The 26,590-nt window shown below is 64.4% G+C and carries 24 protein-coding genes; 16 read left to right on the forward strand and 8 right to left on the reverse strand.

The window, feature by feature from the left end; genetic code table 11:
- The first annotated feature begins 28 nt into the window (after window positions 1–28).
- From xdhA to V8J83_RS13990, 15 genes are all read left to right on the forward strand, one after another.
- Window positions 29–1,441 carry a xanthine dehydrogenase small subunit gene (xdhA, locus tag V8J83_RS13920; protein WP_339987671.1) on the forward strand — a complete coding sequence of 471 codons (1,413 nt, stop codon included), beginning with the start codon at window positions 29–31 and terminating at the stop codon, window positions 1,439–1,441.
- Entirely contained in the window at window positions 1,438–3,879 is a 2,442-nt protein-coding gene (locus tag V8J83_RS13925) for a xanthine dehydrogenase molybdopterin binding subunit (protein WP_339987032.1), read from the forward strand. The genes xdhA and V8J83_RS13925 overlap by 4 nt, the downstream gene beginning before the upstream one ends.
- Window positions 3,879–4,646 carry a xanthine dehydrogenase accessory protein XdhC gene (gene xdhC / locus V8J83_RS13930; protein ID WP_339987033.1) on the forward strand — a complete coding sequence of 256 codons (768 nt, stop codon included), beginning with the start codon at window positions 3,879–3,881 and terminating at the stop codon, window positions 4,644–4,646. Before V8J83_RS13925 ends, xdhC begins: the two co-directional genes overlap by 1 nt.
- Entirely contained in the window at window positions 4,643–6,160 is a 1,518-nt protein-coding gene (locus V8J83_RS13935; protein ID WP_339987034.1) for an ABC transporter ATP-binding protein, read from the forward strand. The genes xdhC and V8J83_RS13935 overlap by 4 nt, the downstream gene beginning before the upstream one ends.
- The gene (locus tag V8J83_RS13940) at window positions 6,157–7,242 is read left to right on the forward strand and encodes an ABC transporter permease (protein ID WP_339987035.1); all 1,086 of its coding nucleotides are present in this window, start codon (window positions 6,157–6,159) and stop codon (window positions 7,240–7,242) included. The genes V8J83_RS13935 and V8J83_RS13940 overlap by 4 nt, the downstream gene beginning before the upstream one ends.
- Window positions 7,239–7,565 carry a hypothetical protein gene (locus V8J83_RS13945; RefSeq protein WP_339987036.1) on the forward strand — a complete coding sequence of 109 codons (327 nt, stop codon included), beginning with the start codon at window positions 7,239–7,241 and terminating at the stop codon, window positions 7,563–7,565. The genes V8J83_RS13940 and V8J83_RS13945 overlap by 4 nt, the downstream gene beginning before the upstream one ends.
- Window positions 7,562–8,485, forward strand: coding sequence for an ABC transporter permease (locus tag V8J83_RS13950; RefSeq protein WP_339987037.1), 924 nt, complete (start codon window positions 7,562–7,564; stop codon window positions 8,483–8,485). The genes V8J83_RS13945 and V8J83_RS13950 overlap by 4 nt, the downstream gene beginning before the upstream one ends.
- A 49-nt stretch (window positions 8,486–8,534) precedes the next feature.
- Window positions 8,535–9,617 carry a BMP family ABC transporter substrate-binding protein gene (locus tag V8J83_RS13955; RefSeq protein WP_339987038.1) on the forward strand — a complete coding sequence of 361 codons (1,083 nt, stop codon included), beginning with the start codon at window positions 8,535–8,537 and terminating at the stop codon, window positions 9,615–9,617.
- A 304-nt stretch (window positions 9,618–9,921) separates the two neighbouring features.
- Window positions 9,922–11,001, forward strand: coding sequence for an NAD(P)/FAD-dependent oxidoreductase (locus V8J83_RS13960; protein WP_339987039.1), 1,080 nt, complete (start codon window positions 9,922–9,924; stop codon window positions 10,999–11,001).
- A 72-nt stretch (window positions 11,002–11,073) separates the two neighbouring features.
- Window positions 11,074–11,532, forward strand: a complete 459-nt coding sequence (locus V8J83_RS13965; RefSeq protein ID WP_339987040.1) for a hypothetical protein — start codon at window positions 11,074–11,076, stop codon at window positions 11,530–11,532.
- On the forward strand, window positions 11,529–11,978 hold the full coding sequence (locus tag V8J83_RS13970) for a hypothetical protein (protein ID WP_339987041.1): 450 nt from the start codon (window positions 11,529–11,531) through the stop codon (window positions 11,976–11,978). Before V8J83_RS13965 ends, V8J83_RS13970 begins: the two co-directional genes overlap by 4 nt.
- Window positions 11,975–12,640 carry a DUF938 domain-containing protein gene (locus V8J83_RS13975; RefSeq protein WP_339987042.1) on the forward strand — a complete coding sequence of 222 codons (666 nt, stop codon included), beginning with the start codon at window positions 11,975–11,977 and terminating at the stop codon, window positions 12,638–12,640. Before V8J83_RS13970 ends, V8J83_RS13975 begins: the two co-directional genes overlap by 4 nt.
- A gap of 146 nt (window positions 12,641–12,786) precedes the next feature.
- Entirely contained in the window at window positions 12,787–14,649 is a 1,863-nt protein-coding gene (locus tag V8J83_RS13980; protein ID WP_339987043.1) for a patatin-like phospholipase family protein, read from the forward strand.
- Window positions 14,650–14,758: 109 nt separating this feature from the next.
- A complete protein-coding gene (locus V8J83_RS13985) occupies window positions 14,759–15,064 on the forward strand; it encodes a dihydrofolate reductase family protein (protein WP_339987044.1) in 306 nt (101 codons plus the stop codon).
- A gap of 195 nt (window positions 15,065–15,259) precedes the next feature.
- Entirely contained in the window at window positions 15,260–15,727 is a 468-nt protein-coding gene (locus V8J83_RS13990) for a hypothetical protein (RefSeq protein WP_339987045.1), read from the forward strand.
- Window positions 15,728–15,818: 91 nt separating this feature from the next.
- Here V8J83_RS13990 and V8J83_RS13995 read toward each other — a convergent pair whose 3' ends face one another.
- The 5 genes from V8J83_RS13995 to V8J83_RS14015 all read right to left on the reverse strand — a co-directional run bounded on the left by V8J83_RS13995 (window position 15,819) and on the right by V8J83_RS14015 (window position 22,099).
- Window positions 15,819–18,323: a GcvT family protein gene (locus V8J83_RS13995; protein WP_339987673.1), complete on the reverse strand. Its 2,505-nt coding sequence runs from the start codon at window positions 18,321–18,323 to the stop codon at window positions 15,819–15,821.
- 123 nt (window positions 18,324–18,446) lie between these two features.
- Window positions 18,447–18,998 carry a hypothetical protein gene (locus V8J83_RS14000; protein WP_339987046.1) on the reverse strand — a complete coding sequence of 184 codons (552 nt, stop codon included), beginning with the start codon at window positions 18,996–18,998 and terminating at the stop codon, window positions 18,447–18,449.
- A 697-nt stretch (window positions 18,999–19,695) separates the two neighbouring features.
- Window positions 19,696–20,112, reverse strand: a complete 417-nt coding sequence (locus V8J83_RS14005) for a hypothetical protein (RefSeq protein ID WP_339987047.1) — start codon at window positions 20,110–20,112, stop codon at window positions 19,696–19,698.
- Between the two features lie 80 nt (window positions 20,113–20,192).
- Complete coding sequence (locus V8J83_RS14010; RefSeq protein ID WP_339987048.1) at window positions 20,193–21,092, reverse strand: hypothetical protein; 900 nt, start codon at window positions 21,090–21,092, stop codon at window positions 20,193–20,195.
- 20 nt (window positions 21,093–21,112) lie between these two features.
- Window positions 21,113–22,099, reverse strand: coding sequence for a 2-hydroxyacid dehydrogenase (locus tag V8J83_RS14015; RefSeq protein WP_339987049.1), 987 nt, complete (start codon window positions 22,097–22,099; stop codon window positions 21,113–21,115).
- A 131-nt stretch (window positions 22,100–22,230) separates the two neighbouring features.
- Between V8J83_RS14015 and V8J83_RS14020 the strand changes: the two genes are divergently transcribed.
- Window positions 22,231–22,782, forward strand: a complete 552-nt coding sequence (locus V8J83_RS14020) for an SH3 domain-containing protein (RefSeq protein ID WP_339987050.1) — start codon at window positions 22,231–22,233, stop codon at window positions 22,780–22,782.
- A gap of 15 nt (window positions 22,783–22,797) precedes the next feature.
- Here V8J83_RS14020 and V8J83_RS14025 read toward each other — a convergent pair whose 3' ends face one another.
- The 3 genes from V8J83_RS14025 to V8J83_RS14035 all read right to left on the reverse strand — a co-directional run bounded on the left by V8J83_RS14025 (window position 22,798) and on the right by V8J83_RS14035 (window position 26,546).
- Window positions 22,798–24,816, reverse strand: a complete 2,019-nt coding sequence (locus tag V8J83_RS14025) for a M3 family metallopeptidase (protein WP_339987051.1) — start codon at window positions 24,814–24,816, stop codon at window positions 22,798–22,800.
- Between the two features lie 104 nt (window positions 24,817–24,920).
- Complete coding sequence (locus V8J83_RS14030) at window positions 24,921–25,718, reverse strand: amino acid ABC transporter permease (RefSeq protein ID WP_339987052.1); 798 nt, start codon at window positions 25,716–25,718, stop codon at window positions 24,921–24,923.
- A 39-nt stretch (window positions 25,719–25,757) separates the two neighbouring features.
- Window positions 25,758–26,546, reverse strand: coding sequence for a substrate-binding periplasmic protein (locus V8J83_RS14035; protein WP_339987053.1), 789 nt, complete (start codon window positions 26,544–26,546; stop codon window positions 25,758–25,760).
- Between the last annotated feature and the right edge of the window lie 44 nt (window positions 26,547–26,590).

Raw genomic sequence — 26,590 nt, forward strand, 5'->3', positions numbered from 1 at the left:
CACAGGTAACGCGGCGGGCATGACATCCATGACGATCCGGTTCCTTCTCAACGGAGAACCGCAGGAGGTTTCGGCAGAGCCAACAACCACCCTGCTCGACTGGCTGCGCGAAACCGCGCGCCTGACCGGCACAAAGGAGGGCTGCAATGAGGGCGATTGCGGCGCCTGCACCGTAATGGTCACCGACCCCGACGGCACCGCGCGCAGCCTCAACGCCTGCATCCTGTTCCTGCCACAACTTGCCGGTCGCGCCGTGCGCACGGTCGAAGGCATCGCCGCCCCCGATGGCACCCTGCACCCCGTGCAGCAGGCCATGGTCGATCACCACGGCAGCCAATGCGGCTTTTGCACGCCGGGTTTCATTACGACAATGGCCACGGCCCACCTGAACGGCGCCAGCGACCACGCCGATCAAATCGCGGGCAACCTCTGCCGCTGCACCGGCTACGCGCCGATCCTGCGCGCCGCCGAAGCCGCCGCCCAGGCGCCGGTGCCGGACCATATGCACGCCGATGCATCCACGCTCGCAACACCGCCCCTCTTTGCTTCCGAAATACCTCCGGGGGAGCGCGAGGGGGCAGGCAGCCCCCTCGTTGCACCAACCTCCGCCGACGCGCTCGCCGCGTGGTATCTCGACAATCCCGACGCCACCCTGATCGCCGGGGCCACCGATGTCGGCCTCTGGGTCACCAAGCAGCACCGTGACCTCGGGCCTGTCGCCTTTCTGAACCAGTGCGCGGACCTGCGCGGGATCACGGTCGAGGGCGATACGATACACATCGGCGCCATGACCAATATGGAAGACCTCCGGGCCGCACTGACCGACAGCCACCCCAGCTTCGCTGAAATGCTGCGCCGCTACGGTTCGGTTCAGGTGCGTAACGCGGCAACGATCGGTGGAAACATCGCCAACGGCTCCCCCATCGGCGACAGCCCCCCGGCCCTGATCGCACTGGGTGCAACCCTCCACCTGCGCAAGGGAGAGACGCGGCGGACGCTTGCCCTCGAAGAGTTCTTCCTCGACTACGGCAAACAGGACCGCGCGCCCGGCGAATTTGTGGAGGCCGTGTCGATACCCGTCCAACCCGACAATCTGCGCGTCTACAAACTCTCGAAACGCTTCGACCAAGATATCTCCGCCGTTTGTGGCGCCTTCAACCTGACCGTCGCGGACGGCACCATCACCGCCGCGCGGATCGCCTTTGGGGGCATGGCCGGCATCCCGAAACGCGCCCATGCGGTTGAAGCCGCACTGACCGGACACCCCCTGACCGAGGCGACGGCCCGCGTGGCACTGCCCGCAGTCCTGCAGGATTTCACACCACTGTCGGATATGCGCGCCTCCGCCGACTACCGCCTGCAGGCCGCGCAAAACATGGCTTTGCGCTACGTGGCCGAAATGTCCGGTCAGGCGACGAACGTTTTGGAGGTCCGGGCATGAGCGTACACAAACCCCTCCCCCATGACGCCGCAAAGCTGCATGTCACCGGTCAGGCCCGCTACGTCGACGATATCCCGACCCCGCCCGATTGCCTGCATCTCGCCTTCGGACTCAGCCCCATCGCCAAGGGCCGGATCGAAACGCTGGACCTCGCGGCCTGCCACGCCTCCGCAGGCGTCGTCGCAATTGCTTCGGGGCCCGACCTCGCCCCAATGCCCGACTGCTCGCCCTCGAACCATGACGAGCCGCTCCTGTCGGACGGCACCGTGCATTACGCGGGCCAGCCCTTGTTCATGGTCGCCGCGAAGAGTCATCTCGACGCGCGACGCGCGGCCGCGCTGGCGCGGATCGAGACGCGTGAAGAACCACCCATTTTGACCCTCGACGACGCCCTTGCCGCCGGCAGCCGCTTCGAAGACGGGCCGCGCATATACGAAAAGGGCGACGTAAAGACGGCGCTGAGCGGTGCGGCGCACCTCATCGAGGGCCAGATCGAGATCGGCGGACAGGAGCATTTCTACCTCGAAGGCCAATCCGCCCTCGCCCTGCCGCAGGAAGGCGGGGATATGGTGGTGCATTCCTCCTCGCAGCACCCGACCGAGATCCAGCACAAGGTCGCCGATGCGCTTGGCCAACCGATGCACAGCGTGCGCGTCGAAGTGCGCCGCATGGGTGGCGGGTTCGGCGGCAAGGAAAGTCAGGGCAACCATTTGGCGATTGCCTGCGCTGTCATGGCCGCGCGTACCGGCAAGCCCTGCAAGATGCGCTACGACCGCGACGACGATTTCATCGTCACGGGCAAGCGCCACGACGCGCGGATTACCTACCGCGCGGGCTTTGACGCCGACGGCAGGATCCTCGGCGTCGATTTCACCCACCTGATCCGCTGCGGGTGGGCGATGGACCTGTCGCTTCCGGTGGCTGATCGGGCCATGCTGCATGCCGACAATGCCTATCTTCTGCCCGCGGCGCGGATCACGTCGCACCGGCTTAGAACCAACACGCAAAGCGCCACCGCGTTTCGCGGCTTTGGCGGGCCCCAGGGCATGGTCGGGATCGAGCGCGTGATGGACCACGCGGCCCATGTTCTGGGCATGGATCCGCTCGAGGTCCGGCGCCTGAATTTTTACCGGGCGGCCCGGTCGGAAAATGCGGATGCCTCCGGCGGAGGTATTTTGGAAGCAAAGAAGGGCGAAGTGCTTGACACGGCCGACCTCGTCGGACGCGGAGCAGTCCGGGTTGCGAGCACGGGCGGCGGCGCAAAACGTGTCGGTGGCGCGCATTCTCCGGTGGCGGGCGGGGTGGCACCCAACACAACACCCTATGGGATGGAAGTCGAAGATTTTATTCTTTCGGGGCTAATGGAGGACTTATCCACAAGCTCAAAGTTCGAAAAACGCAAGCAGGCTGTGGAAAAGTGGAATGCCGAAAATACCATCCTGAAACGCGGCATCGCTTTGACGCCTGTGAAGTTCGGCATCTCCTTCACGCTCACCCACCTCAATCAGGCGGGCGCTTTGGTGCATGTCTATCAAGACGGCTCGATCCACATGAACCACGGCGGCACCGAGATGGGACAGGGCCTGTTCCAGAAGGTCGCGCAGGTCGCCGCCGACCGGTTCGGCGTCGAAATCGGCGAGGTGAAAATCACTGCGACGGACACCGGCAAGGTGCCCAATACCTCCGCCACGGCGGCGTCCTCGGGCACTGACCTCAACGGCATGGCCGTGAAGGCGGCCTGCGACACCATCCGCGACCGCATCGCAGAGATCGTCGCGCCGGAGTTGCAGGCCGACCCGGAGCAGGTGGTGTTCGAGGCCGGCGAGGTCCGGGCAAACGGCGCCGCGATGCCCTTCGCCGAGGCCGTGACCAAAGCCTACATGGCGCGCGTCAGCCTCAGCGCAACGGGCTTTTACAAGACCCCCAAGATCGAATGGGACCGGATCGCGGGCAAGGGCCGACCGTTCTTCTATTTCGCCTATGGCGCGGCTTGTTCCGAGGTGATCATCGACACACTGACCGGCGAAAACCGCATCCTGCGCACCGACATTCTGCATGATGCGGGCGCGTCCCTGAACCCCGCGCTCGACATCGGCCAGATCGAGGGCGGCTTCGTGCAAGGCGCGGGCTGGCTCACGATGGAAGAACTCATCTGGGACGCCAAGGGCGCGCTCAAGACCCACGCGCCCTCGACCTACAAGATCCCCTGCGCCTCCGACGCGCCGGAGATCTTCAACGTGGCGCTCCATGAGGGCGCCAACCGCGAGGACACAATCTATCGCTCCAAGGCCGTCGGCGAGCCGCCGTTCATGCTGGGGATCAGCGTCTTTTCCGCTCTCGGCCATGCTTGCGCCGCGGCCGGGCCGAACTTCCCTGACCTGCAGGCGCCCGCCACGCCCGAGGCGATCCTGGCGGCGGTCAATCGGGCGCGCGGCTGATGCACGGCGCGATTGTCGTTCAGGTCGTTGAGACCCGCGGCTCGACCCCGCGCGAAGACGGCGCGGCGATGCGTGTCAGCACCGATGACGTCACAGGCTCCATCGGCGGCGGCGCGCTCGAATGGGAGGCCATCCGCATCGCACGCAAGATGCTGGCTGACGGCGCTTGTAACCACGTGCAGACCTTCCCCCTTGGCCCCGATCTTGGCCAATGCTGCGGTGGCGCCGTGACCCTTGGCTTTACCGAAGGAGCGCGGGCAGTCGAGCCATCCGGGCCACCGCTCTGGATCTGGGGCGCGGGCCATGTGGGCCGGGCCATCGCTGCGGCGGTTGGACCGATCGAATACCATCAGGTCACCCTGATCGACGACCACGCCAACCGCCTTCCAAATCCGATGCCGACGCACGTTCAGCCCATGGTCGCCATCGACATGCCCCGGGCCGTGGCCCATGCCCCGAAGGACGCGGAACACTTCATCCTGACCTATTCCCATGACATCGACCTCGCGCTTTGCGACGCGCTTCTGCGGCGCGGGTTCCGCAATTGCGGCCTCATCGGGTCGGCCACGAAATGGGCCCGGTTCCGCAAAGGGCTCGGTCAGATGGGCCATGCGGATGCACAAATTTCGCGCATTCAATGCCCGATTGGCGATCCAAGCCTCGGCAAACACCCCCAAGCCATTGCGATCGGGGTGGCCGCGCGGCTACTTGGTAAGCAAATGCCGCAAGAATCGGCAGTACCTGCGCCAACGTCTGGGGGGACATGACCGCGCCACTTCTCGATCTCCGGGGGCTCACAAAGGCCTATCCCGGCGTCATCGCGAATGACGACGTCTCGTTTTCGATTCAACCCGGAGAAGTCCACGCGCTTCTGGGCGAAAACGGCGCAGGCAAATCCACCCTCGTGAAAATGATCTACGGTCTGGTGAAGCCCGATAGCGGCACCATGGCGCTCAGTGCACAGGTCTACGCCCCAGCCGAACCGCGCGCTGCGAGGGCCCAAGGGGTAGCCATGGTGTTCCAGCATTTCAGCCTGTTCGAGGCGCTTTCCGTCGCCGAAAACATCGCGCTTGGCATGGAGAACCCGCCAAAGCCGCGCGACCTGTCGGCTCGCATTCGGGACGTGAGCCAAGCCTACGGCCTGCCGCTCGACCCCGAAAGCCTTGTTGGCGACCTGTCGGCCGGGGAACGTCAGCGCGTCGAGATCATCCGCTGCCTCCTGCAGGATCCGAAGCTTCTGATCATGGATGAACCGACCTCCGTCCTGACGCCGCAGGAGGTGGAAATCCTGTTCCATACCCTGCGCAAGCTTGCCGCCGAAGGCACCGCGATCCTTTATATTTCCCACAAGCTCGAAGAGATCCGCGCGCTTTGCGACGCCGCCACGATCCTGCGGCTGGGTAAGGTCGTGGGCGCGTGCGATCCGAAACAGACCTCCGCCGCGCGCATGGCCGAAATGATGGTGGGCAAATCGCTGGCACAACCGGCGCGCGACGCGGCGGAGCCGGGCGCCATTCTGCTGTCGGCCACCAACCTCAGCGTGCCCGCCGCCAGCGCCTTCGGCACGCCGCTGCGCGATATCTCATTCGAGGTCCGCGCCGGTGAAATCCTCGGGATCGGCGGCGTGGCCGGCAATGGTCAGGATGAGCTTCTGGCCGTGCTGTCCGGCGAACGCGCCACGCCCAAGGGTGCGATTGAATTCAACGGCTCCGACCTCGCCGCCGCGACACCCGAAGCGCGCCGGGGCCTTGGCATCCTGTCCGCACCCGAAGAACGCCTGGGCCATGCCGCCGCCCCGGACATGAGCCTGACGGAAAACGCCGTTCTGACTGGCGCGACGCGCAAAGGGCTGGCCAGGCGGGGCTTCATCGGCTGGGGCCGTGCACGCGCCTTTGCCGATGACATCATCACGCGCTTCGATGTGCGTACGCCCGGTAACCACGTGGCCGCCCGCGCCCTGTCAGGCGGCAATCTACAAAAATTCGTCGTCGGCCGCGAGATCCTGCAAGACCCGGTCGTTCTGGTCATTAACCAACCCACCTGGGGCGTCGATGCCTCCGCCGCGGCCGACATCCGGCAGGCGCTGCTCGATTTGGCGCAGAACGGCGCCGCTGTGATTGTGATCAGCCAGGATCTCGATGAATTGCTCGAAATCTCAGACCGCTTCTGCGCCCTGAATGAAGGTCGCCTCTCCGATCCGCGGCCCGCGCGCGGCCTCGGGATGGAGGAAATCGGCCTCATGCTTGGCGGCGCGCACGGCATGGCGGAGGCGCAGATATGATCCGCCTTGAGAAGCGTCCCACCCCCTCGCGCGCCTGGGCTCTTGGCACGCCGGTTCTCGCTGTCATCCTCACCATGATCGCAGGCGGCGCGATGTTCGCGGCCCTCGGTCAGGACCCGTTCGAAACCATCCGCGTGATCTTCTGGGATCCGCTGTTTCACGAACGCTTCGCCGCCTTCTCGCGCCCGCAACTCCTTGTGAAAGCAGGCCCCCTGATCCTGATCGCCATCGGGCTCAGCATCGGGTTTCGGGCGGGTATCTGGAACATCGGGGCCGAGGGGCAATATATCATGGGCGCGCTTTTCGGGGCCGCGTTCGGGCTCGCGTTCTACCCTTCTGAGAACGCCCTGATCTTCCCCGGCATGGTTCTCGCGGGACTGATCGGCGGCTGGCTCTGGGCGATGATCCCGGCGCTTTTGAAGGTCTTTGCCAACACCAACGAAATTCTCGTCTCGCTCCTCTTGGTCTATGTCGCCGAAGCGATGCTGGCCTCCGCCGCGACCGGCCTGTTGCGCAACCCCGACGGCCAGGGCTTCCCCGGCTCGCGCAACCTCAGCCGCCATCCCGGCACCGACAACCCCGAAATCATCGCGGGCACCGGCATGCATTGGGGCGTCCTTGCGGCCTTCATTGCCGTCATCGCAGCCTACGTCTTGTTCCAGAAACACATGCTCGGCTATCAGATCAAGCTGGCGGGCCAGGCCCCCCGCGCCGCGCGCTTCTCCGGCGTCAATCCCGGGCGCCTCGTGATCCTGTGCCTCGGCATTTCCGGCGCGCTTGCGGGCGCTGCGGGCCTTTTCGAGGTCGCGGGACCCTCGGGGCAAATCTCCATCGACTTCAACGTGGGCTACGGCTTCACCGCGATCATCGTAGCTTTCCTCGGCCGTCTGCACCCCATCGGCATCCTCTTTGCGGGTCTGCTCATGGCGCTGACCTATATCGGCGGCGAGTTGGCACAGTTGATGTTACAAGTCCCCGCCCCCGCGATCCAGGCATTCCAGGGCATGCTCCTGTTCTTCCTCCTCGCGCTCGATGTCCTGTCGAACTACCGCGTCCGGCTCGGACGGGAGGGGGTGGCATGACGGAATTCCGCACCTTCGAAGCCAGCGACGCACCCTGGACAGCCATCGGGTTCGCCTTCGGGATCTTCTACGGGGCCATGTTCATCTTCCTCTTCGCCTTCTGGGGGCTGGATGGGATGCTGCTGCTCTTCATAATCGGATTGCCCTTCCTCGCTGTCCAATTGATCCTGTACATCGGCGTGGACCGCTTCGCAAAATGGCGTCACCGCGACGTTGCGCCGAAACCACCGACGGCGTGGCTCCGACATCACTCGATTTCTTTCGGGTCTGCCATCGGCGCGAGCCTCGCGCTTGTCTGGGTATTTGCGGCGGTTCGCCTATGATCGTCGATCCCGTCACCCTCATCGTGGCCCTGATCACGATCTCCACCCCGGTGCTTCTGGCCGCGCTTGGCGAGTTGGTGGTTGAGAAATCCGGCGTCCTGAACCTCGGCGTCGAGGGCATGATGATCATGGGCGCGGTCTGCGGCTCTATCGTCGCCCATCAGACGCAATCTCCGACACTGGCTTTTCTTGCGGGCATGGCGGGGGCCGCGGCCTTGTCGTTCATCTTTGCGATCCTGACGCAATTCCTGATGTCGAACCAGGTCGCCTCCGGCCTTGCGCTCACGCTCTTCGGGCTTGGCCTCGCCGCCCTTCTGGGCGTCGGATACGAAGGCCAGCCGATCCCGGAGGTCTCCAAACCCTTCCCCGAAGCGCTGCGCGAGATCGACACAGTCGGACCCATCCTGCTCAGCCATGATTTTGTGACCTACCTGGCCGTCTTTGCCGTTTTCGCCATCTGGTACGTCCTGCGCCACACCCGCGTGGGCCTGATCCTTCGTGCGGTCGGCGAAAGCCACGATGCCGCCCATGCCCTTGGCTACAAGGTGGTGCGCATCCGCATCCTCGCCATCCTCTTCGGTGGCGCGATGGCGGGGCTCGGCGGCGCATTCCTGTCGGTCGTCTATGTCGAAAACTGGGTGCAGGGCATGACCGCAGGCGCGGGCTGGATCGCACTGGCGCTGGTGGTCTTCGCGGCGTGGAAACCCGGCCGCGTGCTCTTTGGCGCCTGGCTCTTCGGCGGTATCGCCGCGCTGCAATTGCGGCTGCAAGCGGCCGAGGTCGGCGTGCCCGTCGCATTGCTTGACGCCTCGCCCTACCTCGTGACCATCATCGTGCTGGTCGTCATGTCATCTGACCGCGCCCGCGCGGCCCTGAACGCCCCCGCAGCCCTTGGAAAGACCTTCCATGCCAGCGGATGACGCCCAACCGTTCACCAAAAACCGACCAATCCAACAGAGAGGGAAACCCATGAAAACACTCACCAAACTTCTGGCCAGCGCGGCGCTGGCCACCGGCCTTGCAGGCGGCGCCATCGCACAGGATGACCCGTTCCAGGTCGGCTTCGTCTATGTCGGACCGATCGGCGATTACGGCTGGACATGGACCCACGATCAGGGCCGCCTCGCCGTCGAAGAAGCCTTCGGCGACGATGTCGAGACGATCTTCGCCGAAAGCGTGCCGGAAGGCCCCGACGCCGAGCGCGTGATCCAGCAGATGGTGCTTGGCGGCGCCGACATGATCTTCACTACGTCGTTCGGCTATGGCGAAGCGACCAACGCGGTCGCGGGCCAGTTCCCGGACGTCCAGTTCGAACATGCCACCGGCTACCTGCGCGAGCATGACAACGTCTCGACCTATTCCGCGCGTTTCTACGAAGGCCGCGCCGTGATCGGCCACATCGCGGGTCACATGACGGAATCGAACATCGTCGGCTACATCGCCTCTTACCCGATCCCCGAGGTCATCCGTGGCATCAACGCCGCCTACCTGCATGCCGCCGAAGTGAACCCCGATGTCGAGTTCCGCGTGGTATGGGTCTACACCTGGTTCGACCCGGCGCAGGAAGCCGAAGCCGCGCAGGCGCTCATCGATGCGGGCGCCGACGTGATCATGCAGCACACCGACTCGACCGCGCCACAGGCCACGGCCCAGGAAGCGGGCAACGTGATCACCTTCGGCCAGGCCTCCGACATGATCCAATTCGCCCCCGCGCCCCGGGTCTCGTCCATCATCGACAATTGGGGTCCCTACTACGTGCGCCGCGTGGGTGAAGCGATGGAAGGCACCTGGGCACAGTCGGATACCTGGGAAGGCATGCCCGAAGGCATGGTCGTGATCGGTGAGATGACCGAGGCGATCCCCGAAGAGGTCCGCGCGTCGGCCACCGCGATCATGGAAGGCATCCAGGCGGGCGAATACCACCCGTTCACTGGCCCGATCAATCGTCAGGACGGCACCGCATGGCTCGCCGATGGCGAGGTGGCCGATGACGGCACACTCGCGGGCATGGATTTCTACGTCGAAGGTATCACGGGCGAAATTCCGAACTGATCCGCCCAACGGATCGAACCTCGAAACGGCCCGCCCCGCGCGGGCCGTTTTTTTGTGTTCATCAGGGTTTGCGCCGGCCGCGCCGTCGCGGGGCGGGGGGGCGCGCGGGCCTTCGATGCCGGTCGACACGGCTGATGTCGGATCTTGCCTTGTCACGAAACAAAGATGCGCAGGATGAGCGCTCCATCAAGGACCAATGCGCCATGGTGCAGGGCGGAGGATGACCGTCTGCGCCGCACCGCCCAGGCGCTGCCAATGCGCTCCCCCCTTGTCCTGCGCCCGATCCCATGCGACGCCAAGACCCATGACTTACGATTTCCTCGTGATCGGCGGCGGGATTGCCGGAACCTCCGCAGGTGCGGCGTTGTCCGAACAGGGCAGCGTCTGCCTTCTGGAAGGCGAAGACGCGCTTGCCTACCACGCCTCGGGCCGGTCCGCCGCCCTTTACGAGGCGCAATACGGCCTGCCCTCGACCACCGCCCTCAACCGCGCCTCCCGTCACGCCCATGAAACGCTGGACGGCGGCCTGTTGTCGCCGCGGGGGTTGATGTTGCTTGCCGCGCCGGGCGAAGACGACGCCTTTGCGACCGATTGCACCAAGATGCATCTCGACCGGCTCAGCCTGTCCGAGGCGCAGGCCATTGTCCCGATCCTCGACCTCTCCCACATCACGGCCGCAGCCCACCATGCCGACGCCTGGGACATCGACACCGACCGCATGGTCCACCATTACGCCCGCCGGATCCGCGCAGGTGGCGCTGTGCACACCGGCACCCGTGTGACCGCCATAACCCGCCTGAAAAATGGTTGGCGCGTCATGGCAAATGGCACCCCATACGAGGCGCGCAACCTTGTGAATGCCGCCGGGGCCTGGGCCGATCAGATCGCGGTGCTTGCGGGCCTCGCCCCCCTTGGCCTGACCCCGCTGCGCCGGTCCATGGCACGCATGCCCGCGCCGGGCGGCCATGATGTGTCCGGCTGGCCCATGCTCTTTGGCGTCGGCGAAAGCTGGTACGCCAAGCCCGATGCCGGGGCCTGGCTGGTTTCTCCGGCGGAGGAGGGCGCGGTGGACGCCCCCCACGATGCCTATGCCGATGACATGGTCCTCGCCGAAGGCATCGCCCGCTATCAGCCCTTCGTCACCCAGGAGGTCACGCGCGTCACCGCATCCTGGGCGGGCCTGCGCACCTTCGCGCCCGACCGCAACCTGGTGATCGGCACGGACCCCGCCGACCCTGCTTTCCTGTGGAACGCCGGTCAGGGCGGCTACGGCTTTCAAACAGCGCCCGCCGCCGCCGGGCTACTGGCCGATCTGGTTGGCAATCGTCCGCCGGACCTTGATGCGCAGACCGTTGCGCAGCTTTCTCCCTCACGTTTCCGATAGCGTCGTGCAGCCTGCGCTTGCAGCCACGGCCCATGGCCTTATCTTGCCCCGCAACTTTTAACGGAGAGCGACATGACCAACCTCAGCCTCCGCGCCGCCTGTCTCGCGGCGCTTCTGACCATCCCCGCCACCGCAGCCGTCGCGCAATCCGCGCTCGACCGCTTCGAGGCCGCCAGCGAGCGTGTGACCCAGCTCACCTACCAGGGCATTGCAGCGCAATACAGCGTTGACGCGTCGGTCTTCCCCGACACCGCCTGGGATCGCCCGATGCGGCGCGCCGGGCGCTGTATCCTCGATGCCTATGAAAGCGAGGTCGGCAGCGATGGCGTCGCGCAATTCCTCACCGGCTTCGAGACCGCCCTGCAATCCGCCGCACCCGCCGATATCCTCAACGGGTCGTTTTCGGGCCAGTTGCCTGAAGGCCTGACCACCCAGCGTCAGCAGCAGATCCAGAACGAATGCGGTATGCTGGAACTTGAGATGACGCGCCTCGCGACCTCCGGCGTGCTACAAGCGTTGCAGCAGCAATGATGCGCGCCGTGGCGCTTGGCATCTGTCTTGCAGGCCTGCCTCTAGGGGCCAGCGCGCAATCCACATTCGAGCGGTTCGAAACCGTCGCCGTTGCAATGAATGCGCTGATGAACGAAGCTCTCGTGGCGGAAATCCCGGCGCTGGAAGGCAATCTGCCCGACCCCGAATGGGACGCTCCGATGCGCACGGCCTATACCTGCATGTACGACGGCTATGTCGCCCGCGTGGGCGAGGCCCCGGTCGCTGAAATGATCACCGGCATGGAAGATATGCTCGCGTCGATCTCTCCGATGGAGATGCTTCAGGGCGGCGGCGCGGTGGAAAACCCGGACGGCATTTCCGATGCCGACGCGCTCGAAATCGTCGACGGCTGCAACTTGATGGACGTCTTCACGGCCCGCATGACCGAAAGCGGCGCCATGGAGATCATGATGCAGCAACAATGACCGAAACGCCCTCCAAACGCGGGCCCGACAAGACCTACGCCGAGGGCGGCTTTTCCGATGGCCGCCTGTCCGCGCCCGCGGCCCTGCGCAATCGCGACGACATCGCCTCTGCCCTTGCCGACCTTGCCCCCGCCACGGGCCGCGCTCTGGAGATCGCGTCGGGCACCGGGGAGCACGTGATCCGCTTCGCCCGCGCCATGCCCGGTCTGACATGGCAGCCCACAGATCCCGCCGCCGACCGGCGGGCGTCCATCGTCGCATGGCGCGCGGCTGAGCCGTCGCGCAACATCCTCGATCCCGTGGATCTAGACGCCTGCACGACCGGATGGGCCGCAACCCACGGCCCGGCGGACCTGATCTTCCTGGCCAATCTGCTGCACCTTGTGACCGAGGCCGAGGCGCGCGCCTGCCTGACCGAAATGGCCCGCGCCCTCGCCCCCGGCGGATGCGCCGCCGTCTACGGCCCGTTCCTGCGCGACGGGCAGACCACAAGCGATGGCGACGCGGCCTTCGATGCTCGCATCCGGGCCGAAAATCCCGACCGCGGCTACAAGGATATCGCCTGGGTCACGGACCTCTGGGCGGGTGCGAACCTTACCCCCGCGGCCCCGCTCGCCATGCCCGCCAACAACCTGCTTCTGGTGGCCCGCAAACCGGGCTGATTGCTCTGATACACCGCGCACCCCCTACGTAACGTAACGGAAGGAAACCTTTCGCTTTTCCGCGCCACGACGGTTAAACTCTTGTTATTCTGGGCCTGACACACGCACGCGCAATGGCCCGCAGCATGGTTTGACGACACGCGCCTATGAGCACTGAATTCCCATCCCAAGGCCAATTCGCACCGGAAGGCCTCTTCGCCCTTCTCGAAGGGCCCGCGCTCGCGCGCCTGTCCCAGACCCCCGTGGAGCGCGGCACAAAACTGATCAGCGCGGGCAGCATGGCCGAGGCGATGTATCTGGTCGAAGCGGGCCGCTTTCGCGTCGAACGCGACGGCGTGGACCTGGCCGAAATCGGCGCTGGCTCCGTCATCGGCGAGATCGCGTTTCTGACCGGCAGCGGGCGCACCGCCGACGTCGTGGCCGCCCGCGACAGCGTCGTCTACCGCATCGACCGCGCCGCCTATGATCAGCTTTGCGCCGAGGTTGACGGCCTGCCGCAGGCCATCGCATCCGAACTGGCCGACCGATTGGCCAAGACCTCCGCACGTGTGGTGCCCGACCCGGGGCGGCCGCCCGCGCGCACCTTCTGCATCCTGCCCTGCGCGAGCGCACCTCTGCCAGAACGCTTCGTGCCCGATCTCGCCCGCGCCATCGCCACCCACCATGCCCTCGCCGTGGTCACAGAGGCCGATTTCCGCGCCGCCCTCGGCACGCGGGCGGACCCCACCTCACCCGAGGCTATTGCCTGGATGAACGCGCAGGAACGCGGCGCGCAGGCCGTGCTCTTCGTGGCCGCGCCAGAGGCCTCCGACTGGTCCCGCGCCGCCCTGAAACAGGCCGATCAGGCCGTCTTCGTGGCCCAGGCCCACAGCTACAAAGACCCCTCCGAGATCGAAAACTTCGCGCTTCAGATCCTGCCCGAAAGCCAACGGCGTCTGGTCCTGCTACACCCGCACCGCGCGCAAAAGGCCTCCGGCACCGGGCGTTGGCTCGACACCCGGCCGGTGTTCCTGCACCACCACGTCGCACTGACCGGTGGCGACGCGGATATCGCCCGCCTGGGACGGTTCCTGTCGGGGCGTGCCATCGGCATGGTCTTGTCGGGCGGCGGCGCGTTTGGCGTTGCGCACGTCGGCGTCTTCCGCGCCATGGCAGAAGCCGGCCTGCCCGTCGATATCGTCGGCGGCACCTCCGTTGGATCAGCCATGGGCGGGGCCTTCGCGCTTGGCGTCCCGCCCGAGGAAATCGGCGGCCGGGTCGAGCAGATCTTCGTGCGCTCGGGCGCCATGCGCCGCGTCACCATCCCGAAATTTGCCTTCCTCGATCACAAGGTCCTCGATGGAGCCCTGCGGGAACACTTTCACGACGACCCGATCGAAGACCTCTGGCTGCCCTATTACGCCGTCGCCGCCGACCTGTCGTCGATGGAGAAAACCGTGATCCGCCGCGGCCCCCTTTGGGAGGCAATCCGCGCCTCTTCCGCCATCCCCGGCGTGCTGCCGCCGTTCTTCTCCCGCGAGGGGCGCATGCTGGTCGATGGCGGCTGCATCGACAACATGCCGTTCCGCACGATGCATGGGCTGAAGACCGGGCCGAATGTGATCGTGAACGTGCAGAAGGCCACCAACAAGTTGGTCCATGTGGATTACCAAAGCCTTCCGGGCCGCGCCGAATTGCTCCGCAAGACGGTGATGCCGTTTGGCAAGAAAGGCGCGCCGCGGGTGCCGGGCGTGATCTCGACCGTCATGCGCTCGCTGCTGGTGGGGCAATCCGACATGCTGACCGATCTGGACCCGACCGACCTGATGATCCGCCCCCCGGGCCTCAAGGGGGCGGGGTTCTTGGCGTGGAACCAGCACCGTCTGTTCCACGAGATGTCCTACAAACACGCGAGCGAGATTTTCTCGGGTGAGCGCACGGAGGAGGTCAACGAAACGGCGCTGGCTGCCCTGCGCCGCGCCGCGTCCGGGCAAATGGCGCAAGACCTCTCCGTCGACGGCGCGGCTTGAACGCGCTATAATCTGCCCATTCCGCCGGAGGCCCCTGCCGATGATCAAGACAGTCTGACCCACATGTTCTGCGTCTGCCGGGCGCTTGTCTTGTCTTCGGAGCATTCCATTGCACCCCATCATCCATCACGTGGTGGTCTCCGCCGACGGCTTCATCGCAGGCCGAGGCGCGGACGTGTCCGCCTTCCCCCACTCCGGTCCCATCGCCGACGATTACCTTACCCGCCTGTCGGGCTATGCCGTCGCGATCATGGGCCGGGCCACCTATGACTTCGGTCTGGCCCATGGCCTGCCACCCGGGGCCAACCCCTATCCGCGCTGCGGACCACAACGGGGAGCCCGATCTACCTGTGCGGCGGCGGGTAACTTGCGGGGGCCATCGCCAACGCCGGGCACCTCTGCGCCCTGCGCCTGAAACGCGCGCCGGTGGTGCTGGGGGGCGGAACACCGCTGTTCTCGGGCCTTGAGACAGAGCTCCCCCTGATCCCCGACGGCCAGACGGATTACGGCGACAACCTGCTGTTTCAGGACTTCCGGATACCCTGACTTGGCGAAGCCGAAGACCCCCGGCATGCTTTGGGGTATTAAGCCTACCCGAAGGATATCAAACATGCTCAAAGCCTCTGCCCTTACCCTGCCGGTCTTGCTTGTCACCGCCCTGCCCGCCCTCGCGCAATCCGAACTCGACCGCCTCGCCGCGGCCAGCCTCGCGGCCAGCGAAAACATGGAAGCCTTCATGGTCGGCGCCGTGCCCGAGCTTGCCGATGTGATGCCCGATTGGGCCTGGAGCGCCGAGATGCGCGACGCCGCCGCCTGCACCCTCGACGCGATCCGGGCGGAAGGCGGCGATGCCGCTGTCATCAGCTATGTCACGGAAATGGAAGCCTTTGCCGAAACCGAGATCACGTCGATGGCGCAACTGGGCGAGGCCACCCCCGTCCCGATCAGCCCCGATTTCGCCGCCGCAACCGGGCAGACCTGCGGCACCGCCGCGCTCGCCGTGCAGCTGATGGAAGACTCCGGCCTGATGACCGCGATGATGGACCCCGAAATCATGACAGTCCTGATGGGCCTCTGACACGCGCCCCCAAACACCGCGCCCCTCCTTGAGCCTACCGGGTCTCCTCGCAGCTCACCCCTCGGCCCGCGGAACCACCACCGCGGCGCCCCTAGCCATCGACGCGAATAACCGCGTTGTTCGGATCATATGGGCTGTCTTCGACCACCTCCGCGTCCCAAAGCGCGCGGAACATCCGCACCTTCAGCTTCGTGCCGACCTCCGCCAGATCCGGCCGCACATAGCCCATCCCGATCTGCTTGCCGAACGCCACCGAATAGCCGCCCGAGGTCAGCCGCCCGACCTTTTCGCCATCCGCCAAAAGCGCCTCACGCCCCCACGGGTCGGCATCCTCCGGCCCGTCGATCAGCAGCGTCACGCATTTCGACCGCACACCGGTCGCCACCATCGCATCCTTGCCGAGGAAATCCTTTTCCAGATCGACAAACCGGTCCAGCCCCGCCTCCAACGGCGTCGCATCCCGACCCAATTCCGTTCCGAACGCGCGGTACGACTTTTCCTGCCGGAGCCAATTCTGAGCGCGGCCACCCACCAGTTTCATCCCGTGCTTCTCACCGGCGGCAACCAGTTGATCCCACAGGTAAGTCTGCATCTCGATCGGGTGATGCAATTCCCATCCCAACTCGCCGGTATAGGCCACCCGGATCGCGCGCACCGGGCACATACCCAGCTCGATGTCGCGCATCGACAACCACGGGAACCGCTTATTGCTCAACACGGTGCCTGCGTCCGCATCCTTCACCAATTCGTTCAAAACGTCCCGAGACTTCGGCCCCGCAATCGCGAAGACGCCCCATTTCGTCGTGACATCTTCCTCATTGATCCGGCCGAACCGGTCCTCATTCGCCATGATTGCCTTGTAGAGGTAATCCTGATCGTAAGCGTGCCACGCCCCAGCGCTGACGAGGTAATAATCATCCTCCGCCACCCGCACGATGGTGTATTCTGTGCGTGTCGTCCCGGCCTCGGTCAGGGCGTAGGTCAGGTTGATCCGCCCCACCTTCGGCAGCTTGTTCGTCGTGAACCAATCCAGGAACGCCGTCGCACCAGGGCCGCTGATCCGGTGCTTCGCGAATGCCGTTGCGTCGATCAACCCGCATCCCTCGCGTATCGCCCCCGCTTCCGCCTTGGCATAATCCCACCATCCGCCGCGCCGGAACGACCGAGCCTCACGATCAAAGCTGTCCGGCGCATCAAGCGGCCCATAGTAATTCGGCCGCTCAAACCCGTTCACGCAGCCAAACTGCGCCCCTGCCGCTTTCTGCCGGTCATAGGCTGGCGCGGTCCGCAACGGACGGCACGCCTCGCGCTCCTCATCCGGGTGGTGCAGCACATAAACGTGGTCGTAGCATTCCTCGTTCTTGCGCGCCGCATATTCGGTCGTCATCCAGTGCTGCCCGTAGCGCTTGGGATCGAGCGAGGCCATGTCGATCTCGGCCTCCCCCTCGACCATCATCTGCGCCAGGTAATATCCCGTGCCACCCGCCGCCGTGATGCCAAAGCTGAACCCCTCGGCCAACCACATATTCTCCAACCCCGGCGCAGGCCCCACCAGCGGATTGCCATCGGGCGTATAGCAGATCGGCCCGTTGAAATCGTCCTTCAACCCGCTCTCCTCGCACGAGGGCACCCGGTGGATCATCGCCATGTACTGCTCTTCGATCCGCTCCAGATCGAGGGGGAAGAGATCCGCCCGGAAACTGTCCGGCACCCCATGTTCGAACACCGAAGGCGCGCCCTTCTCATAGACGCCCAAGATCCATCCGCCCCGCTCCTCGCGCACGTAGGACTGCGCATCGGCATCGCGGATCACCGGATGCTCACCATTGCCCTCGCTCCGCCACTCCACCAGCGCCGGGTCCTGATCCATGACGACAAACTGATGCTCCACCGGGATTGCGGGCATCTTGATGCCAAGCATCTTCGCCGTGCGCTGCACATGGTTGCCGCTCGCCGTCACCACATGCTCGGCAGTGATCACCTCGGTCTCGTCGGACGGCACAAGGTTCCCGCCCTTCTCCACCATCTTCGTGACCGTCACCTCCCAAGCAGAGCCATTCCACTCAAAACCATCCGCCTGCCACTTGCGCACGATCTCCACCCCCCGCTGACGCGCGCCCTTGGCCATCGCCATCGTCACGTCCGCCGGGTTAATATAGCCGTCGGTATTGTGGTAAATCGCCCCCTTCAGATCTTCGGTCCGAATGAGCGGCCAACGCGCCTTGATCTGTTCCGGCGTCAACCATTCAAACGGCACCCCCACCGTCTCGGCAGTGGACGCATAGAGCATATATTCGTCCATCCGCTCCTGCGTCTGCGCCATCCGCAAATTGCCGACGACCGCGAAGCCTGCGTTCAGGCCCGTCTCCTGCTCCAGCGTCTTGTAGAATTTCACGGAGTAGTCGTGGATATGGGTTGTCGCGTAGGACATGTTGAACAGCGGCAGCAATCCCGCCGCGTGCCAGGTCGAGCCAGACGTCAATTCGTCCCGCTCCAAGAGCATAACATCGTCCCACCCGGCCTTCGCCAGATGATAGGCGATCGAGGTTCCGACGGCACCGCCGCCAACAACAAGGGCTTTGACTTGGGTCTTCAGGTCGGGGGTATTCATCGGGAAGCTCCGGCAGATCTGGTCCGGATCATACCTGCCGCAAACGCGGGCACTGCGCCTTACCCACCCGACCGAAACGCGCGGAAAAGCGACATCAACAGCGGCCCGCTATCGACGCAGCACAAAGCGCAGACCGTTTGCCTCCGCTTCAACCTCAACAATCTGCCAATCCGCAAACCCCAGCGGCAGATCGCCAACGCTCTCTATTCGATCGAACAATCGCACAATTAACCGCTCCCACCCCGCCCGGTTCGCCTCACTTTCGGGCCGTCCGCCGCCGCCGTCATATGCGAGGCGCTCGGCCTCGATGATCTCAACGCGCGCCACCGCAAGCCCGCCATCGCGCACCTCCCACGCATCCGGCTCGGCCGGTATTTCGACGCGCAACTCGATATCCGGGTAAGGAAAGCCTCCCGCACCAAAATTGAACCAGCGCCCATTACCGACAAGGATCACGCCCACCTCATCGGCCAAGGACAAATGCGAAAACCGCGCTCGCGGCAGCCGACCAACATGGGGATCTTCCGCCAAAGCCGCGCTGATCGCAGCCTCCAGGTCCCCATGGCTGACCCGAACCTCCAGTTCAGAGGGCGCACGCAAGAACCAGACCACCACCGCACCGATCAATGCGATTGCAAAAAAGCCTGCGATGAATTTCAACACGATCTCTCCCTGCGCAAAGCATGCCATGCGGCCAAACGACCGGCATCTCGCACGATGCAGACTAAGCCACCCCACCCATACCAAAACCCGCCAATACCATTAGATGGCCCCACCCCCAACGCGCCAAACGCGAACCTTTGGGTACTGACACATCGAGCCGCCTCGAGCATTTCGGCGAAACCAACACCGCACCGACGGGCACCAAGCGCGTGTTCAACCGCTACAAGGCTGAATGCGTCTGAGTGAAGGACGGCACCCTCGTGATACCCGGCCGCGACGGCTGGACGGATCAATCCAAACTCAACCTCAACCTCAACATCAAACGCGTGAAAGCCAAGCGGCGCGCCTTCAACGCCATGCGCTCTTCATCAAATCGCAAATCAAAAGGATGCAAGTCGGACGACACATCGCCGGCGTCGTGGATCAGTCTTTGGGCGGGGCATCGGCGCGAATCCTCGCGGCACATTTCAGCGTCCCCGCCATCACAATCGGCGCGCCCCGGTCTATTTCGGCTACGGCAAAGCCAAAGGCGCGCTGCGCACGCTCAACATCCTCTACCATGGTGACAAGCTCATCGTCCTGGCACCAATCACCACCTCAGGCGGCGGAGGTCTGGAGCCTGTGCACAAAGTCCCCCGCCAATGCAGCGGGAGGGGCGAGGCCGGCAGGTCAACGTCTTCCCCGCTCGTCCCCATCAACACTGAAACGCATAGGTGAACGTCAGCACATCCTGCACATATTGCCCGGTTCCGAAACAGCCGTTGCGCACCTCTCGCGTGCCATAAAGCGTCACGCTGGTCTGGTTCGGCCCGACCGGGCCCGCGACCTCGTACATCAGCGGCTGACCCGGGCAGGACGAAGAAAACACCTGCGCCACGCCGGAATAATATCCGCCCTGATTGCGGCCGTTGAACAACATCGTGCCGTTTTGCACACCCGCCGCCGCCAACGCGCCGCGCGGGTTCTCATAATGAAAGGCCCGCCCCTCGCCATAGGCCGACAGCCGCATCAACGATCCGTTGTGCCACCAGCAGCTATCAGCAGCCGCCATCGTTGGCGCAAGGGTGGCAAGGGCGGCCAAACCGGCCAGATTGGTTCTCGCAAATGTCATCTGTCAAAGCTCCCGAATGAAATGAATGGCCCAAGCCTGCCATCCAACGCACGGCAGGTGTAGTCGGGATTTCCCGCCGCCTATTCCACACTCCGCCGGACCAGAACCATCACCGACCACAGCAACAGCACCGGCAACACCAACACCCGCAGTACGAAAACCCCGATGATCGTCAAGGTGGCCGAAAACAGTGTATCCGCCTCGCGCGTGAACACCGCCGCCGCCTCGACATAGCCCTGCACGCTGTCCCGCGCGCCGGTGATCGCCGACAGGAAGCCCGAAATCATGCCCTCCTCGCCCTCCGCCACCCCCAGCAACTCCGCCTCTCCCGCCCCGATCAGGACCCGCGCCTCACCCGCAACGGCGTCCAGCTCCGCCATCGCCGCGTCCCATTGCACCCGCGTCGCGACCTCCCCCAACCAAACACCTCCCGCAAAGACCAACGGCAACACCAGCCCCAGCGCCGCGCCCAAACGCACCGCCCGAAGACTCGCCCGCGCCGCCGACCCGCTCGCGAAGCCGAAGCCGATTAACCCGATACCCAATAAGATCAACCCAACGGCCGCCACCGGCTGCAAACCCACGCTCGCCAACGCCGCCCCCGCGGCGACTGCAAAGACCACATCGGCAACCCGCTCCACCGTGTCGTCCACCGGCTCCAACACCTTCAAAGGCTGCAAACTCGCCTGCGCCCCGATGGAGGCCCCGACCTCCACTTCCTGCGCCGCCGACAGCGCCGCGTTGATCGCGCGCAAGCTCACGTAGACCCCCGCCGTGACCACCGCGATCTCTTCGGCGGCATCAACCGCAGGCGGCAAGGCCGGGTTCACCCCGCCCCCGCGCAGCAAATCCCAGCCGCCAACGGCAAGGCACACCAATCCAACAAGCGCGAAAACCACCCCGCGCAGGCCCGGCACATGCCCGCGCCGCGCGCCCTCACGCCGCTCGCCCTGCAAAACCGGGCGCTCCGGCCCGCGCAAGGGCGGCTCCGCCCGCCCGCTCACAACATGCTCGGCACAACCAGATCCGGCGGCCGGTGCCCATCCGCAAAGGTCTTGATATTGATCAAAACCTTCTCACCCATCTCGATCCGCCCCTCGCGCGTCGACGATCCCATATGCGGCAACAACACCACGTTCTGCAGATCCCTCAGACGCGGGTTCACCTCGCGCCCTTTCTCGAACACATCCAACCCCGCGCCCGCGATCTCTCCCGCGCGCAACATCCGGGTCAGCGCGTTTTCGTCGATCACCTCGCCCCGCGACGTGTTCACAATCACCGCGTCGGGCTTCATCAACTTCAACCGCCGCGCATTCATCAAATGAAACGTCGACGGCGTATGAGGGCAATTCACGCTGATCACATCCATCCGCGCGATCATCTGATCGAGGCTCTCCCAATAGGTTGCCTGCACCTCCGCCTCGGTGTCGGCGTGAAGCTTGCGGCGGTTGTGGTAATGCACCTGCATCCCGAACGCGCCCGCGCGCCGCGCCACGGCCTGCCCGATCCGGCCCATGCCCAGAATGCCCAACCGCTTGCCCGCGATCCGGCCCCCCATGAACGCCGTCGGCGACCAGCCTTCCCAATTTCCGGCCTGCATCACACCCATGCCCTCCGGCACGCGGCGCAGCACGCTCAGCATCAGGGCCATCACCATATCCGCCGTGTCATCGGTCATCACACCGGGCGTATTGCTGACCAGAACACCCCGCTGCCGCGCGGTGGAGACGTCGATATGATCGACCCCTGCCCCGAAATTCGCGATCAGCTTCAGCCGGTCCCCCGCCTGCCCCAACATGCCGCCGTCGATCCGGTCAGCAATGCACGGAACCAGAACATCCGCGCGCCCCATCGCCGCGACCAGATCCTCCCGACTCATCGGGCGATCGTCTTCGCGCAATTCCACGTCGAACAATTCGCTCATCCGCGTCTCGACTGCCTCCGGCAACCGTCGCGTAACAACAACACTTAACCGCTCACCTGCCATGCCCTGTCTCCGAACGCTTGGTTTTGGCCCTCTGTCGTGACACTCTCCTATCGTCACCGGTGGCGCAAGATCACTGGGACGATTGAGGATACGTCTGACCCTGCGGGGTCATCGGAACGAAGGCAGGACACATGCGCAACGCCATTGCAGGCTTTGTCACACTTTGCTTTTGCGCGCTTGCGCTGGCCCCCTCCCCTACCCTTGCTCAGACCGAGGCCGTACTGGCGTCCACCGAGGCAACATCCGCCCCCGAACGCGTCGGTCCCGTCACCGGCTTCGCGATCCCGCGCTACGTCTCGATGCGCGCCTCCGAGGGCAACGCCCGGCGCGGCCCCTCACGGTCGCACCGCATCGACTGGGTTTTCACCCGTCGCCACATGCCGATGATGATCGTCGCCGAACATGGCCATTGGCGCCGCGTGGTTGATCGCGACGGCGCGGGCGGCTGGATGCATTACTCCCTTCTGTCCGGCGAACGCTCCGCAATTGTCGAAGAAGACATGCTGCCGCTCTACGCGCGCCCCGACACCGCCTCACTGGTCCGCGCCCATGCCGAACTGGGCGTCACCGGACGGCTGCGCGAATGCCAACCCGATTGGTGCCTGATGGAGGTCGGCGGTTACCGCGGCTGGGTCCAGACGGCTGCCATCTGGGGCGTCGACGCGGATGAAAGTTTCGACTAGCGCGCGCTCCGCGCCCTATGCGGCGTCGCCCAGACCACGCCCCTTAAGCAACGCCTCAACACCCGGCATCCGGCCGCGGAACGCGGTGTAAAGCACATCCGCCTCCTGGCTCCCGCCAGCCGAAAGAATGTGTGTTTCCAACGCCTTGGCCATTTCTGGATCGAACGGACCACCGGCCTGTTCAAAGGCCTCGAACGCATCCGCATCCATCACTTCGGACCACATGTAACTATAATATCCGCTGGAATATCCGTCGCCCGCGAAGACATGGGCGAATTGCGGCGTGCGATGCCGCATCTCGATTGCATGCGGCATTCCAATCCGCTCCAACGTTTTCTCCTGCGATTCCATTGGGTTACCTGTAGCGTCGCCATCATGGAAATCCAAGTCGACCAGCGCCGAGGCGACATATTCCACCGTCGAAAAGCCCATGTCATAGGTCTGCGCCGCCAGAAGCCGCTCCAGCAGGTCCTTCGGCATCGCCTCGCCCGTTTCCACATGTGTCGCATATTTCTCAAGAACTTCAGGCACTTCCAGCCAATGCTCATAAAGCTGGCTCGGCAATTCCACAAAGTCGCGCGCCACCGATGTCCCCGAAATCGACCCATAGGTCACATCGCTCAACATCTGGTGCAGCGCATGACCGAACTCGTGAAACAGCGTCCTGGCATCGTCATACGACAACAAACTCGGCGCACCCTTAGCAAAGTTGCACACGTTCACAACAATCGGCCGCGTCTCCCCGCCCAACTTCTTCTGCGACCGCATCGCCGAGCACCAAGCGCCCGACCGCTTCGACCCGCGCGCGAAGTAATCTCCAATGAAAACAGCGACATGTTTACCGTCTCGCGTCACCTCCCAGGCCCGCGCATCAGCGTGGTAAAGCGGAACATCCAGTGGTTTGAATTCCAACCCGAACAGCCGGTTCGCGCAATCAAACGCCGCAGCGATCATCGCCTCAAGCGACAGATACGGCTTCAACTCGGCCTCATCCAGATCATGCTCCGCCTTGCGCCGCTTCTCCGAATAATACCGCCAATCCCAAGGCTCCAGCGGTCCGTTGACGCCATCTTCGGCCATCATCGCGGCCAGCTTTTCGGCATCCGCCTCGGCCTGACGCTTGGCCGGCGCCCAGACCGCCATCAGCAATTCACGCACGTTATCCGCCGATCCTGCCATCTCGGTTTCAAGCTTGAATGCCGCAAAGTCCTTGTATCCCAGCAACTTGGCACGCTCATCGCGCAATGCCAAAGTCTCCGCGGCGATGTCGCGATTGTCGGTCTCGCCGCCGTTTGCCCCCCGCGCGGCCCAGGCCTCGTAAGCCTGCTCGCGCAAATCCCGGCGCGGCGAAAACTGCAAGAACGGCACGATCAACGACCGCGACAGCGTCACAACCGGCCCGCCTGCACCCACCTCTTCCCCCGCCGCCCGCGCGGCATCCACGACGAAGTCCGGCAAGCCCACCAGATCCGCTTCCTCCAACGCCATGAACCAACTGCGTTCGTCGGCCAGAAGGTTCTGCGTGAACGCCGTGCCAAGCGTCGACAACCGCGCCATCACCTCGGTCAACCGGTCGCGCGCGCCCCCTTCCAACCCGGCCCCGGCCCGCACGAACCCACGCCGCGTCAGTTCAAGAACGCGCATCTGTTCATCGCTTAACCCAAGCGCATCACGCCGCGACCAAAGGTCTTCAATCCGCGCGAACAGTTTTGCGTTGTTGGAAATTTCCGACGACAGCGCCGACAACTTCGGCGCAAAGTCCCGCTGCAGCGCTTCACGCGCAGGGTTCGAATCCGATCCGGCAAGATTATAGAAAACCCCTGCCACACGCTCCAAGAGCGCGTCCGACAACTCCAGCGCTTCGATGGTATTCGCAAAGCTCGGCGCATCCGGGTTTTCGGCAATCTCGATCACGCCACGGCGGGCCTCGGAAATCGCCTCGTCCATCGCGGGCGCAAAATCCGCGTCGGTGATCTGCGCAAACGGCGGCATCTCAAACGGCGTCGTCCAGGGCTCAAGCAAGTGGTTGGTCATCGGCAAATCTCCTTTGCACTTCACATAGGTCAGTCACGGCGCGCCAACACCCCCTTCCTTGTTTCAAAAATACTCGAAAAAGCGCAGCCACGGGGTGCCCCCACTCACCGCTGCTCGCCCTGCCGCAACCGCACCTCCAACCGCCGCAGCAGAAGCGACAAGCTCACCGTCATCGTCAGATAGATCAACGCCACAACGTTGTACGTCTCGAAATATCGGAAATTCGACGCCGCAATGACCTTGCCCAATTGCGTCACGTCCAACACCCCAAGCACCGAAACAAGCGAGGAATCCTTGACCATCGCCACGAAATCATTGCCCAACGGCGGCAGGATCGTCCGGATCGCCTGCGGAAAGACGATGTGCCGGAACCGGTTCCAACGGCTCAATCCCAACGCGTCCGCCGCCTCCAATTGCCCCTTGTCCACCGATTGCAGGCCCGCACGGAAGACCTCGGCAATGAACGCGGAATACCCGATCGCCAGCGCGATGATTGCCCGCCAGAGAAGCGGGAAATCACGGGTGCGGATCGGATCGACGCCGATCCCCTCGGCGGCCCAATTGTACGCAGCGACCAACGCTGGCGCGAAGACAAAGGCCACGTAAAGGAGCAGCACGATGATCGGCACACCCCGCACGATCTCGATGTAGAACCGCGCGGTCTGCCGCAAGACAAGGCTGCGGGACAGGCTCATCAACGCAAGGCCCATGCCCATCAGCGACGCCATGGAAAAACCCACAAGCGTCACCATCACCGTAATGCCCACGCCCCGGCGCAGGGTCACCACAAGCTGTCCATAGATCGGATCGCCCCACATCCGCCAAAAGGCAAACGCCCCCAAAGCGGCCAGCGCGACAAGCCACCAAGGGAAATCCTTGTCCTGCGGTGTCGGGGAGATCATGGCAGATGGGGCGCCGAAATTCTCAGCGCGCCCAGTGCCTTACTGCCCAAGCGCGTAGTCGACGAACCAACGCTGGTCGAGCGCCTCCAGCGTCCCATCCGCGCGCATGCTTTCGATGCCGGCATCCATCGCGGCGACCAATTCGCTGTCATTCGGGAAGATGAAGCCAAACTCTTCGGTGCCAAGCGGATCACCGATCATCTGCAGCCGGTCGGGGTTAGCGGACACATAGCCCTGCCCCCCCGCGCTGTCGGCCAGAACCATATCCACATCTTCCGTCATCAGCGCCTGAATCGCCGCCGGGATCGTCTCGAACAACACGATGCGCGGGTTGGCTTCATCTCCGTCCAGCACGTCATAGACCCCCACATAAAACGGCGTTGTGCCCGCCTGGCTTCCGATCAGCAACTGATCATCCGCGCCGAATTCTTCCGCCGTGGCAAACCGGTCCTCGTCGGCGGCGACCAGCATGCGCATCTGGCTGACCATGTAGGGCGCGCTGAAATCGACCAATTCATCGCGGTCTTCGCGGATCGTGATCCCGGTCATGCCCATGTCGTATTGCCCTTCGGACACCGCGGGGATCATCGCGTCCCAACTGATGTTCTCGATCACCGGCGTGAAGTTCAACCGCTCCGCGAGGATCTCAAGCGCGTCATATTCCCATCCGATGGCCTCTCCCGAGGCCGGGTCGATGAATTGCAGCGGCGGATAGGCGTTTTCCGTGACGACAACGATTTCGCGGCCCTCAAGGTCGGGCAAATGCCCGTCGGCACCGGCGGCAAACGGAACAAGCGCGGCCAATGTGGCCAGAACAAAATGCTTCATGATCGGGACTCCCCTGTAGATCTGGGGTCAGTATGGCGCAGCCA

This window comes from Gymnodinialimonas ulvae, from assembly GCF_037543845.1.
Taxonomy (GTDB): domain Bacteria; phylum Pseudomonadota; class Alphaproteobacteria; order Rhodobacterales; family Rhodobacteraceae; genus Gymnodinialimonas; species Gymnodinialimonas ulvae.

Excerpts from the sequence above, each read along its gene's own strand:
- xdhA (WP_339987671.1), top strand. The coding sequence starts at position 29 with ATGACGATCCGGTTCCTTCTCAACGGAGAACCGCAGGAGGTTTCGGCA.
- V8J83_RS13925 (WP_339987032.1), top strand. The coding sequence starts at position 1,438 with ATGAGCGTACACAAACCCCTCCCCCATGACGCCGCAAAGCTGCATGTC.
- xdhC (WP_339987033.1), top strand. The coding sequence starts at position 3,879 with ATGCACGGCGCGATTGTCGTTCAGGTCGTTGAGACCCGCGGCTCGACC.
- V8J83_RS13935 (WP_339987034.1), top strand. The coding sequence starts at position 4,643 with ATGACCGCGCCACTTCTCGATCTCCGGGGGCTCACAAAGGCCTATCCC.
- V8J83_RS13940 (WP_339987035.1), top strand. The coding sequence starts at position 6,157 with ATGATCCGCCTTGAGAAGCGTCCCACCCCCTCGCGCGCCTGGGCTCTT.
- V8J83_RS13945 (WP_339987036.1), top strand. The coding sequence starts at position 7,239 with ATGACGGAATTCCGCACCTTCGAAGCCAGCGACGCACCCTGGACAGCC.
- V8J83_RS13950 (WP_339987037.1), top strand. The coding sequence starts at position 7,562 with ATGATCGTCGATCCCGTCACCCTCATCGTGGCCCTGATCACGATCTCC.
- V8J83_RS13955 (WP_339987038.1), top strand. The coding sequence starts at position 8,535 with ATGAAAACACTCACCAAACTTCTGGCCAGCGCGGCGCTGGCCACCGGC.
- V8J83_RS13960 (WP_339987039.1), top strand. The coding sequence starts at position 9,922 with ATGACTTACGATTTCCTCGTGATCGGCGGCGGGATTGCCGGAACCTCC.
- V8J83_RS13965 (WP_339987040.1), top strand. The coding sequence starts at position 11,074 with ATGACCAACCTCAGCCTCCGCGCCGCCTGTCTCGCGGCGCTTCTGACC.
- V8J83_RS13970 (WP_339987041.1), top strand. The coding sequence starts at position 11,529 with ATGATGCGCGCCGTGGCGCTTGGCATCTGTCTTGCAGGCCTGCCTCTA.
- V8J83_RS13975 (WP_339987042.1), top strand. The coding sequence starts at position 11,975 with ATGACCGAAACGCCCTCCAAACGCGGGCCCGACAAGACCTACGCCGAG.
- V8J83_RS13980 (WP_339987043.1), top strand. The coding sequence starts at position 12,787 with ATGAGCACTGAATTCCCATCCCAAGGCCAATTCGCACCGGAAGGCCTC.
- V8J83_RS13990 (WP_339987045.1), top strand. The coding sequence starts at position 15,260 with ATGCTCAAAGCCTCTGCCCTTACCCTGCCGGTCTTGCTTGTCACCGCC.
- V8J83_RS14005 (WP_339987047.1), bottom strand. The coding sequence starts at position 20,112 with ATGACATTTGCGAGAACCAATCTGGCCGGTTTGGCCGCCCTTGCCACC.
- V8J83_RS14015 (WP_339987049.1), bottom strand. The coding sequence starts at position 22,099 with ATGGCAGGTGAGCGGTTAAGTGTTGTTGTTACGCGACGGTTGCCGGAG.
- V8J83_RS14020 (WP_339987050.1), top strand. The coding sequence starts at position 22,231 with ATGCGCAACGCCATTGCAGGCTTTGTCACACTTTGCTTTTGCGCGCTT.
- V8J83_RS14025 (WP_339987051.1), bottom strand. The coding sequence starts at position 24,816 with ATGACCAACCACTTGCTTGAGCCCTGGACGACGCCGTTTGAGATGCCG.
- V8J83_RS14030 (WP_339987052.1), bottom strand. The coding sequence starts at position 25,718 with ATGATCTCCCCGACACCGCAGGACAAGGATTTCCCTTGGTGGCTTGTC.
- V8J83_RS14035 (WP_339987053.1), bottom strand. The coding sequence starts at position 26,546 with ATGAAGCATTTTGTTCTGGCCACATTGGCCGCGCTTGTTCCGTTTGCC.